We start from the raw sequence: 11165 nt of genomic DNA, 5'->3' as shown, positions 1-11165 counted from the left end.
ATCTCTTTGATTAGAGCGAAACATAGACATCACCACTTTCCAACTTATTTACTATATTATATCAAATTAACGCGGTGAATTGGTGAATTATATTAAAGAAAAAAAAGACTGCCGAGACTTTCTCGACAGCCTGAAAATGTCCCGTTAGTTGCTGGTTTAAATCGATTCCTATTGGTATAGCTGGAAAACCTCCCGCTATTTTCATCCATTCGGGCCCTTACCTTAAATATACCCCGAATTAAATGGAGCTTTTCCAGTTAGACTGCTCAGAAATGATATTTGGGTTAAATTAGCAGGAGCTTTTCCCTGTATTGCATTCCTTACTGCATTCCTTACTGCAGCCGCCTGAAATCCGGGGCTCCTTTGATGGAAATAAAGCTGGTTTACTCCATACATATAAATCCAAAAATACCTGCAAAAAACTGCACCCCAATTGTTATTTGTGTCTAACAATTGGGGTGCAGTTCAGCCCCTCGTTCATCTGACGAGGCGGGCTTGCAGGTTTTTTCAGGTTCATTCTTTAGCTTCAAGCTTCTCAAGCCAGTTAACCAGCAAGCTGACCGTGATCGAACGCTGCTTGTCGGGCGCGATTAACGGGGGATAGTCACCTTTTTGCTTACCATAGTTGCCGAACCCGGCGTGATTGCCACCGGTAATCTCAGCATACTCCGTTTGCTCGGGCAAGAAATCCTTCCCGCGCTCAAATACCTGCCGGTTCAGGACGCCGTCTTCAGTACCGACAAGGGACAAAGCCGATAATGGCGCAGATCGAAGACTTCCTCTCTTATCCGCATAGGCGGCCAAAAAGAAAACTCCCTTCACCCGTCCGGCGTTGCCGGAAGCATATCGCACCGCCATCACACCTCCCAAGGAATGCCCGCCTATCACATAGGTTTGCTTGGGCAAAAGCTCAATCACCTTATCTGCCCTATTGATTCCGAGCACAGCTAAGTTCAATGGCATTTTAATAATCCATGTCCGATAGCCTTCTTGAGCAAGCGAGAGCGCTAAAGGTGCATAGCTTTCAGGCCGCACCAAACCGCCGGGATAGAATAGCACATCGGGCCGTTTCCCATTCCTCGGCTCAAATACAATCCATTCCTTACTTTCCGTAACCGATACTCCACTCCCGCCCCTCATTGCTTCCAGAGCTTCAGCATCAGGAGAATAAGGCTGCATCAAAGCTCTAACTGCCGCAAAAACCCCCACCACTGCCAGCAGCAGCAATAAACGGATCAAATTCCGTCTTGTCCACAAGGTGACTCCTCCTAAGAGTTTCTCTTTAGCAAAACTGGCTTCATAATCTATTAAGAAAAGCTTTTATTCGAAGCCCTCTCTCGATGAAGATACATTCGTGTCTAAGCGGTAGCTTTTCTTGCAATAACAGACTTGTTCAGCTCCGCTGAAAACTTATAAGTCTGTTATTATAAGAAAAGCTTTTATTCGAAGCCCTCTCTCGATGAAGATACATTCGTGTCTACGCGGTAGCTTTTCTTGCAATAACAGACTTGTTCAGCTCCGTTGAAAACTTATAAGTCTGTTATTAAAAGATGTAGCAGCGTTACAAGTTTCAAAGGAAAGCAAATCGCTTGGTAATCTATCCATTCTAGGCAAAACCATTGGATCACCCTACTTCGAAGGGAATACGAAATTCGATACCGGGTATGCTATCCGGAGAAACTCGTAATCCTAAGGAATCTTTTGAAAAACCTCGATTAATACAGTATACCTTTTTTAAACGCCAAAAAAACCCTCTGCCCCGTCATTAAAGCGGCTAAGAGGATTATCTCGAATCGGTAAAGCGCGAGAGCTGCTGCAAGCCAATATTATAGTCCCAGCACCTTGTTAACGGACTCCATCACGCGTTCTTTTTGAAATGGCTTAACTACAAAATCCTTTGCTCCTGCGGTAATGGCATCTACAACCATCGCTTTTTGCCCCATCGCTGAACACATAATGATTCGGGCAGACGGATCGGCCTTGCGAATTTCCTTAACTGCGCCTACTCCATCCAATTCGGGCATCGTAATATCCATTGTAACTAAATCGGGCTTTGACGATAAATAGGTACTGACAGCTTCAAGACCATTCGCCGCCTCAGCAATAATCTCATGTCCTTCTTCTATTAACATAGTTCTCAGCATCATTCGCATAAAAGCCGCATCATCCACTATCATTATTTTAGCCATCATTCTTCCCCCATTCCCAACTCGAAACTTATAACCTTATTATGGCAAAGGGGCATTAGATTAATTTTAGTTTACTTCGATGAACCTATTTAGTTTCCTGACAGTTTCCTAACAAAACATCGAATACTCTCATTATGATCGCAAACTATTAGGGAGGGCCATGAATATCCTCACATTAGTTAGCTGCTGCATCAAAAAAGAACAGCCAGCCTTCATCCGTCTCCTGCCGTTCAGGACTAACGTTAGAGGCTGGCTGCTCATATCCCACACACAGGAATAGCTAACGCATTAATGCGTCAATGCCTTAAACTTTTTCACCTGCTCCGTGATGGCAATTTCCGTAGGCAGCCGTTCGATGCTGGAAGCCCCAAAAAAACCGGCTACGCCTTGAGTCCGGCCAAGCACATATTGGGCATCCTCCGGCTCCGAGATCGGACCACCGTGACAAATGACAAGGATGTCCGGATTGACACTTTTGCCGGCATTATAGATTCGCTGAACGAGGTCAGCCGATTCATCGAGCGTTAGAGCTGTCTTGGCTCCGATGCTACCCTTGGTGGTCAAGCCAACATGTGCGACCAGCACATCCGCTCCGGCCTCGGCCATAGCAATCGCATCCTCCTCGTTGAATACATAAGGAGTTGTTAATAAATCCAGCTCATGAGCCTTTCGTATCATTTCCACCTCCAGGCTATAGCCCATGCCGGTCTCCTCCAGGTTTTGCCGGAAGGTACCGTCGATAAGTCCAACTGTGGGGAAGTTCTGCACCCCTGAGAAGCCCTGCTCCTTCAGCTGTTTCAAAAAGACATCCATCATTCGGAATGGATCTGTGCCACAAACACCTGCCAGCACAGGAGTGTCGCGAACAATCGGGAGCACTTCCCCTCCCATATCCACTACGATTTGATTCGCGTCTCCATACGGCATTAATCCGGCTAGCGAGCCGCGCCCCGCCATCCGATACCTTCCGGAATTATAGATGATGATCATATCGACGCCGCCCGCTTCCGCGCATTTCGCCGATAAACCCGTTCCGGCCCCGGCTCCTACGATAAAGCGACCTTGTTCCACTTGAGAACGCAGTCGGCTGAGTATTTCTTGTCTAGCAATAGCCATGATCTGTACTCCTTCCAAAAGGTTATTTATATAGCCCGTGTGGATTAAGTTAGTTATATTAAACCTTCGTAGCACTAACCATTAGCCGCAGTAAATTATCTGCAATCACTTCAGCCACCGCAAGATCATTAATATCCTGTTCCAGCTCAATCATTGGGATATCCGATCTTAGATGCTGCTTGATTCCATCATATAAGGCCTGGCGCTCCTTCTTGCCGTCGAACGGCTTGAAATCCATGTCCAATAAAGAAACTCCGGCTTTCGGGAACACAACGACTGTCGGGGCTTGACTCACATTAAGCTTCTCTGCAAGTATACGGCCAAGCTCGCTATTTTCCTCTATTGTCGTTCTCATCAAAGTGGTGGTTGGATTATGCTGATAAAACTTACGATCCTTGAATTGAATCGGGACGGTTTCCGGGGGGCCAAAGTTGACCATGTCCAGCGCACCTACTGAGACAACCTGTGGAATCCCGGTTATGCCTGCTGCCTCCAATCGGTCAGCACCTGCGGTAAAAATACCGCCTACCAGCTCATCAGCAAGCTCGGTCGTTGTAATATCGGCTACGCCCTTTATATAGCCGGCTTTGATCAGTTCCTCCATCGCCATGCCGCCTGTTCCTGTCGCATGAAATACGAGCAGATCATAGCCTTCCTCCTCCAGCTTCTCCCGAACTCGGGTAGCGCAAGGGGTTGTCACACCGAACATCGTGATGCCTAATGTTACTTTATCATCAACTATTTCCTGTTCCCGCTCCTGCTGCTGGATCGTTCCGGCCAACGCATAGGCCGCATTGCTCAATATGCGCCGGGACAGTCGGTTAATACCGGCGATGTCAACAACGGAGTACATCATCATAATATCCTTAACGCCTACATAAGGCCTCGTATTACCTGATGCAACGGTGGACACCAGCAGTTTCGGTACCCCGATAGGCAGCGCCTGCATGGCTGAAGCCGCTACCGTCGTACCGGCTGTTCCTCCCATGCCGAACACCCCGCCCACGACACCGTTCCGTTCCAGCTCCGCGATAATATGCGCCGCACCGCATGTCATCACGGCAACGGCCGTACCGCGATCACTCACCCTTCGCAGCTCGTCTATACTGGAGCCGCCTGCTCTCGCTACTTCGTCCGCCGATATATCCGGTTGAAATAGCGGCTCAGCCAGCACTCCGGTATCAATGACGAACGTTTCTACGCCGCATGCTTCCAGCGTATGTTTAACGAACAAATACTCCTGCCCTTTCGTATCCATGGCTCCGATCAAAACAGCCTTTCTCCCCATAACACCAGCTCCTTCAAGGATCGGTTTCTCAACTCAGCCAATTCGTTCATTCAACTCATAACGCATTCACTTCAAGCCGTCACGCATATACGCGTAGCAGGCTTTCATACCTTCGAGCACTTCGCCGCCACTTTCCTCATCTGCCGAAACCCAGCCGTTATAGCCAATCTCCTTAATTGCTGCAAAGATGGAGCTGAAGTCGATAGCACCCTCACCAAGCACCCTCCAATCGCCCTGCTCAAAATCCTTAAGGTGAAAGTTATCGATCACATGGCCGAAGCTGCGTATAACCTCTGCAACATCGCTAATGCCCGATTTCACCAAATGCGCTGTATCCACCGTCAAGCCGACAGACTCTCCCTTGACCCGGTCGAAGAATAGATCAAAATCATCACGGTACATAACAGGATTATTATGATGATGGTGCAGGGACAGCTTCACACCGTATTTTTGCTGCGCCTCCGCTCCAAGCGCTGACAGAATGTCCGCGTACCGGCGAATGTCATCAGCTGTAACCTCTGCTCTCGGAATTCCATGGCAGTAGACAATGAGATCCGTGCCAACAGCTGAAGCAAACCGGAATACGTTACGAAGCTGCTCTATACTGGCATCATCCAGTCTGCCGCCCGTTATTAAAGCGGAGCCTAAGCCCGGGGCATCGCCCCATACTTCCTTGAACCTTCCCGGTTCAGCAAGAAACGGGGCATATTGTGCACCTTTAAGCTGCAGCCCATCGTAACCAACGGTTCCATACTGTTGAAATAACATCGTCTGCTCCTCAGCTGTAGCAGTCGGTCTTGAAAAAGCCAGTTGAATGCTCATTTCCAACCTCCCTTTATCCATTAATAGGACCCGAAGGAATCGATTCATCCCTCCGGGTATGATTATTATTTATTCGCTCGCCGAACCGGTTCATTCTTCCGGGTACGGCATATTATTTATTCACCAATAGTCTGGCGATCCGGTGCTGAGTAGGTGATAATCATACGGCATGGCTCCCAGCTGGTAGTAGTCGCATTATGGGGTACATTACGCGGGATACGCAGCATCATCCCCGGCTCCAAATGAAAGGTTTCGTCACCCAAGGTATGATCGCATTCACCTGAAAGGACAAAGATAATTTCCTCACAATTCGGGTGTACATGTCTTGGATTGGCTTGACCTGCGTTGATATACACCATGCCGAAGGTCATTTCGCTGGCCGGATCAATATCCTGACCGCACAGCCATTGGATTTTCCCCCAGTTTTCATTCAGTATGCGTCCCGTATCTTGCATTCTTAGATCTGTGATGGTAGCCATACACTCATTCTCCTTTTATGTTTACTTGGCTGCTAAGCGCTCTTTATAGGCGGCATTCATTTCTTGTATTATTTTCTGATAGTTGGCATCCTGCTTAAGATCCGCAACCATCTTATCCCAATCAGCTATAGTGGACTTGCCCATAACAACCTGCGTTTTCATGTCGCCAATCTTCTTGTTGTAATCGGCTCCGAGTTTATTATTTGTTTCCGAAACCAGCCCGATTTCGGGTCTTGGCACACTGATCTTTGCTTTGGCGTCAATAATTTTTTTGTTCTTCTCGAATATTTCCTTAGGCATACCTGGGGCAAAGGCGTACATATATGGGTCATGCTTCATGAACAGCTTGCCGAATGATCCGGTTCCCAGATTGTCTTTAACCGCCTGCTCATTTGTTATAAAGAAGCCGTCTTCCTTCTTATAATGCATGCCTTCGATCCCATATTGCGATAAAGTGCTGCCTTCTGTTGAAGCGCCGTAATCGAGAAGGGATAAGATTTTGCGCATTTTCGCTTCCGGAACACTCTTTGGAATAGCAGCGACTCCTATAAATCCGCTATTCTGCTGTTGGAACGGTCCCGCACCTGCGGATAAGGACACGATGGGCTCCCAATTCACCTTCGGATCTCGCTTCCATTGATCATAGGTCCAACGCCACATCGCCTCGATAGTTTCAGTCGTAACCCCTACTCTTCCGCTTGTCGCCATGTCCACCCAATCATCGTTCTTCATAACCGAGTAATCCGGCGGGACGAGCTGTTCATCATACAGTTTCTTCTTATACAGCAATGCTGCTCTCATTTCAGGCTCTAAATTAATGTCTATAAGGCCGCCATCCTTAACCTTCCATTTGGCCCCGGCGCCTGCATAAATAAATTCGATTTGATCGTTTGTGCGCATGGTATAGCCATAGGTGCCTTTTTTCCCATCCGGTTCCTTTTCTTTAAACACTTTCATTACTTGATACAATTCATCGAGTGTCGTAGGCATCTGCAGGCCAAGCTTATCCAGCCAATCCTTGCGGATAAAAAAAGTCGTTCCACCCTCGAGAGGACGTACTATAGGCACAACGTAATTTTTGCCATTAACCTTTGTGTTATCCCACATACTTTTTGGTGAATCCATTAAGTTCTTATAATCCTTCAAATAAGGCGTAAGATCCCAAAACGCCCCTTGCTTAACCATCGTTAGAAACTGGGGTACGGTCGTGTCCGGCAGTTTAATTACATCAGGAAGATCGCCCGAGGCTAATAGTACATTTAACTTATCATTGAAAACAGTGTCTGAAACCCAGGTGATATTCAGCTTCGTATTCGTCCGCTTTTCAAATTCCTTCGTAACCGGATTATCCGGCGATGGCGGCTGGGCAATTGAGAAGTTGCTGAAAATATTGAGGGCAGTAACCGCCTCCTTCTTGCCATCCTCCGATTTTGTTGTCGTCCCTGCTGGATTGCTGCCAGAGCATGCAGCCGTCAACACTGCCATAACCGACAGCATGGCAACGAGTGCATACTTGTTCGAAACCTTTTTCATACTTAGACCCCCTCATTAATATGGGCTGCGGTCAGCCTTTGACCGAACCGAGCATAACGCCTTTGGCGAAGTGCTTTTGCAAAAAAGGATAAACTGCCAGAATAGGAAGCGTAGCAATGACAACGGCTGCCATTTTAATAGTTTGTTTAGGCAGTTGATTTTCCGACACCATCTCAGCTGCCGACGCCCCTCCTGTTGAGGTTTCCGAGTCGATCAGCATAGTCCTCAATAGAACCTGTAAAGGCACTTTCGTATAATCATTAATGAACAAAATAGCATTGAAGAAGGTATTCCAATAACCGACCGCGTAAAACAATCCGAATGCAGCCAGAGCAGGAGCCGACAGCGGAAGCACAATGCGGAAGAACGTTCCTATATCATTGCAGCCGTCGATCATGGCAGCGTCCTCAAGCTCCGCCGGAATGCTGTCAAAGAAGCTTTTCATTAGAATGACATTCCACCCGCTGATCAATACCGGAATAATTAATGCCCATATGCTGTTGATCATTCCCAAGTCACGGACAATAATGTAATTCGGAATAATCCCCGCGTTGAACAAAATCGTCAATAACACCATCAGCATCAAAAGCTTTCTGCCTCTTAATCTTTTTCGAGACATACCGAACGCCATCGCAGATGTAAAAACCAAGCTTAAACCCGTTCCCACAGTTGCAAGGAATGTGCTGACCAATGTAGCGTTTTTAAAAGCATCCGTATCTAATAAATAACGGTAAGATCCAAGCGACCAGTTCTGAGGAAACAAAACAAAGCCGCTTTTCTGCAAATATTCCTGGGGATCGGTGAAAGAAACGATAAATACGTAGTACAAAGGAAATAAGGTGATTAATCCAATAACAATCAATACAAACGTATTCACACTATTAAATAGTCGTCCTCCAAAGCTTTCCTTCATTAGTAGACTCCTTCCTCGCCAATCCGTTTGGCCAGCTTATTCGCCAAAACAACGAGCACAAGTCCTACCACTGATTTGAACAAGCCGACTGCTGTACTGTAGCTGAATTGTCCGCTCTGAATACCGTTGCGGTACACATAGGTTTCAAAAACATCCGCATATTGGGCCACAGCTCCGTTATTCATCAGGAATACCTGCTCGAATCCGACATCCATTATATGTCCGAGCCTTAAGATGAGTAGAACCAGAATTACGCTTCGAATTCCCGGCAGTGTCACATGCCAAGCCTGCAGCCACCGGTTGGCTCCATCCATCTTGGCCGCTTCGTATAATTGGGGGTCAACAGCCGTAATAGCCGCCAGTATGATGATTGTTCCCCAACCGGTTTCCTTCCATATATTTTGTGCAACGAGCATGCCCCAGAAGGTGTCCGTATTCGTGAGAAAATCGTATTTGGGAAATCCCAGCGATACCATCATCATGTTGACGACTCCTGAGGTCTGGGACAAGAGCAGGAAGGATATCCCTACAATAATGACCCAGGACAAGAAATGCGGCAGGTAAACAATCGATTGCAGGATGCTTTTGAAAAACTGGTTATTCACTTCATTCAACAGCAGGGACAGGATGATCGGCAGCGGGAAAAAGAAAACCAGATTCAACAAGCTGATCACCATCGTATTGCGGAAGATTAGCAGGAAATCAGGATTAGAAAAAAAACGGATGAAGTGCTCCAACCCTACCCAATCGCTATTCCAAACCCCCGCATACGGGGAATATTCCTGAAAAGCTATAATGATTCCCCACATTGGGACATATTTAAAAAGAATAAAGAAGAGCACACCAGGTAAAACCAGCATATAAAGGTACTTGTCACGTCTTAAATCAGAGAAGAGAGTTCGTTGTTTCATCTTCTTATCCAGAGTGACGGACGATTGCAAAGCAGCCGAATGTGTATCCATATGCACTACCTTCCACTTCAATCATATTTAAGTATCGTTCACTTCATCAAACCACGACACCGTGCTTCAACTGAACAATACGCTGCTCGTTCGCAGAAACATAGGCTGCATCGAGAATGGAGATGGTGTTCAGGTTATCTCTTGAGCTATTAGGCGCTTCAACTCCAGTCTCCAGGGAAGTCAGCAAATGATTTAATCCTTCATAAGTAGCTACTTCTCTGGAAACTTGATTATCCCAGGTTTCTGACGGAGCTTTCTCCCCTTTACGATACAGGTCCGCTTTGTTATAAAGCGTTACAATTGTACCTGTCTCACCAATTACGATCATTTCCGTCCGGTTGATGGTGGAAGAAAAGCTTTGAACATACGTCGCTACAGCATTATTTTCAAATACGACCTGAACGGTAGCATCCGTCTCTCCTACACAATTGATAGCAGATGAGGAACGATTCTGGCATACGACAGACACAGCCTCGGAGCCAAGAATTTGTCTGAACCCGTCGAACCAGTGAATGCCCATTACCGACAGCGCATTGCGCTCGCATTCCAGCCGCCAGCCTACATCCTGCCTGAAGAAGAGGTTTGTGAACAAAATGGAGGTTACCTTACCGATAATTCCTTCTGCAATCTTGCTCTTGATGAGCTCGAATGGGAAATGCCGTCTGAAGTTCTGGTTTATAGAAATCGGTACACCAAGCTGCTGCGCCTTCTCTGTAATTTCTGTTGCTTCCGCCAATGTGTCGGAAAAAGGCTTTTCAACGAATACAGGCAAGCCCGCTTCCAGCAATGGGAACACAATTTGTTTACGGATGGAGGTCGGCGTACACACCACAGCCACATCAATACCGCTGTTTTGAATAAAATCCTGCAAGTCTGTAAACCGCTGAGGAACCCCATACTTATCAGCTTTGGCATGCAACGCTTCAGGGTTCGGGTCGCAAAGTGCCGTTATCTCGATCCGTTCCGGATGCTCCTTATACCCCACGAAATGCAATTCAGTAACGCCACCAGCGCCCACAATACCTACTTTGTACTTTTTCATTTTCGTTAGTCCACTCCTCGTTATTAATATAATTTTAAAAATGTAAGCGTTATCAAAACAATCCTAGCTCCTGTACTCCAATAGCCCCACGAAGTTAATACTGCTCCCCACTCTACGTTTTCCAACATGTCTGATTCGAAAGTAGTTGCAAATCCCCTCCTCGGTAGACTATCGTAATCTACAAATTCAGATCTTCTTCAACAATATTTATAATTGTTTAACATTGTTGTATTTAATTCAACTTAGTTGACTTGAGGTTATTGTACAATACTTTTTTTGGTAATGCAATCGCTTTCTTGAAATAAAATATCCCCACAAAGTGGGGTCAAGCTTCGAAGTTGATTCAGATACTTTGCGGGGAGCCCCGGAACATATAAATTCTGGCGTGTAATATAATCCACTAAAGAAGGGAAATCCCCAGCAACTATCGAAGATACGAAGCACCTGACAAAGAGCTTCAATCTATACCTACCCTACCACAGGAGGTTGNAATTGAACAGGCCATCACCTTTACGGGAGCTGTTCGTTTGCTTCTTGGCATTGAAGCTACTGGCCATTACTATGAGGATATCGTCAGACAGATGGCACTACATGGTTACCATGTGCAAATCCTCAATGCCTACACCACCTTTGAAGAGCGTTCAAGTGCCCTGAGTTGGTGCAAGACAGACGATCTGGATTTGGTGTCCATTGCCCACGCTCTCAAGAACAACAAAGCGACAGAATCTCGCTTGGTTGAAGGCGTGCAGCGGCATCTTCGCGTACTAACTCGAGCACGTCGCTCAGAGATCCGCAAACGTTCTACACTGCGAATCGAGATA

General features: G+C 46.6%; 11 protein-coding genes. 1 reads left to right on the top strand and 10 read right to left on the bottom strand.

The annotated features are described in order from the left end of the window. Positions 1-513: 513 nt before the first annotated feature. The 10 genes from ACFQ0C_RS07675 to ACFQ0C_RS07630 form a co-directional block, all read right to left on the bottom strand. Entirely contained in the window at positions 514-1257 is a 744-nt protein-coding gene (locus ACFQ0C_RS07675; RefSeq protein ID WP_379365539.1) for an alpha/beta hydrolase, read from the bottom strand. Positions 1258-1826: 569 nt separating this feature from the next. Beyond that, positions 1827-2189, bottom strand: coding sequence for a response regulator (locus tag ACFQ0C_RS07670; RefSeq protein ID WP_308862370.1), 363 nt, complete (start codon positions 2187-2189; stop codon positions 1827-1829). A 288-nt stretch (positions 2190-2477) separates the two neighbouring features. Then, positions 2478-3305 carry a phosphoenolpyruvate hydrolase family protein gene (locus ACFQ0C_RS07665; protein ID WP_379365536.1) on the bottom strand — a complete coding sequence of 276 codons (828 nt, stop codon included), beginning with the start codon at positions 3303-3305 and terminating at the stop codon, positions 2478-2480. Between the two features lie 58 nt (positions 3306-3363). Beyond that, on the bottom strand, positions 3364-4593 hold the full coding sequence (locus tag ACFQ0C_RS07660) for a Tm-1-like ATP-binding domain-containing protein (protein ID WP_379365534.1): 1230 nt from the start codon (positions 4591-4593) through the stop codon (positions 3364-3366). Positions 4594-4659: 66 nt separating this feature from the next. After that, positions 4660-5415, bottom strand: a complete 756-nt coding sequence (locus ACFQ0C_RS07655; RefSeq protein ID WP_379365532.1) for a sugar phosphate isomerase/epimerase family protein — start codon at positions 5413-5415, stop codon at positions 4660-4662. 116 nt (positions 5416-5531) lie between these two features. After that, on the bottom strand, positions 5532-5894 hold the full coding sequence (locus ACFQ0C_RS07650; protein WP_258217068.1) for a cupin domain-containing protein: 363 nt from the start codon (positions 5892-5894) through the stop codon (positions 5532-5534). A gap of 21 nt (positions 5895-5915) precedes the next feature. Further along, positions 5916-7427, bottom strand: a complete 1512-nt coding sequence (locus ACFQ0C_RS07645; RefSeq protein ID WP_379365529.1) for an extracellular solute-binding protein — start codon at positions 7425-7427, stop codon at positions 5916-5918. A gap of 31 nt (positions 7428-7458) precedes the next feature. After that, positions 7459-8340 (bottom strand): carbohydrate ABC transporter permease, encoded by an 882-nt coding sequence (locus ACFQ0C_RS07640; RefSeq protein WP_258217066.1) that lies wholly within the window; start codon positions 8338-8340, stop codon positions 7459-7461. Beyond that, entirely contained in the window at positions 8340-9302 is a 963-nt protein-coding gene (locus tag ACFQ0C_RS07635; protein WP_379365527.1) for an ABC transporter permease, read from the bottom strand. Before ACFQ0C_RS07635 ends, ACFQ0C_RS07640 begins: the two co-directional genes overlap by 1 nt. A gap of 46 nt (positions 9303-9348) precedes the next feature. Continuing rightward, positions 9349-10344: a Gfo/Idh/MocA family protein gene (locus ACFQ0C_RS07630; protein WP_379365525.1), complete on the bottom strand. Its 996-nt coding sequence runs from the start codon at positions 10342-10344 to the stop codon at positions 9349-9351. A gap of 527 nt (positions 10345-10871) precedes the next feature. Between ACFQ0C_RS07630 and ACFQ0C_RS07625 the strand changes: the two genes are divergently transcribed. After that, positions 10872-11165, top strand: a 294-nt coding sequence (locus tag ACFQ0C_RS07625; protein ID WP_379365523.1) for an IS110 family transposase, incomplete at its 3' end; no start/stop codon positions are given.

The sequence above is a fragment of the Paenibacillus sp. GCM10027630 genome, assembly GCF_042676305.1.
Classification (GTDB): Bacteria; Bacillota; Bacilli; order Paenibacillales; family NBRC-103111; genus Paenibacillus_S.
Note: the sequence above shows the minus strand (reverse complement) of the source record. Positions and strands in the feature narration are given on the sequence as shown.

Coding starts and splice junctions, on each gene's coding strand:
- ACFQ0C_RS07670 (WP_308862370.1), bottom strand. CDS start 2,189: ATGGCTAAAATAATGATAGTGGATGATGCGGCTTTTATGCGAATGATG.
- ACFQ0C_RS07665 (WP_379365536.1), bottom strand. CDS start 3,305: ATGGCTATTGCTAGACAAGAAATACTCAGCCGACTGCGTTCTCAAGTG.
- ACFQ0C_RS07660 (WP_379365534.1), bottom strand. CDS start 4,593: ATGGGGAGAAAGGCTGTTTTGATCGGAGCCATGGATACGAAAGGGCAG.
- ACFQ0C_RS07655 (WP_379365532.1), bottom strand. CDS start 5,415: ATGAGCATTCAACTGGCTTTTTCAAGACCGACTGCTACAGCTGAGGAG.
- ACFQ0C_RS07650 (WP_258217068.1), bottom strand. CDS start 5,894: ATGGCTACCATCACAGATCTAAGAATGCAAGATACGGGACGCATACTG.
- ACFQ0C_RS07645 (WP_379365529.1), bottom strand. CDS start 7,427: ATGAAAAAGGTTTCGAACAAGTATGCACTCGTTGCCATGCTGTCGGTT.
- ACFQ0C_RS07640 (WP_258217066.1), bottom strand. CDS start 8,340: ATGAAGGAAAGCTTTGGAGGACGACTATTTAATAGTGTGAATACGTTT.
- ACFQ0C_RS07635 (WP_379365527.1), bottom strand. CDS start 9,302: ATGGATACACATTCGGCTGCTTTGCAATCGTCCGTCACTCTGGATAAG.
- ACFQ0C_RS07630 (WP_379365525.1), bottom strand. CDS start 10,344: ATGAAAAAGTACAAAGTAGGTATTGTGGGCGCTGGTGGCGTTACTGAA.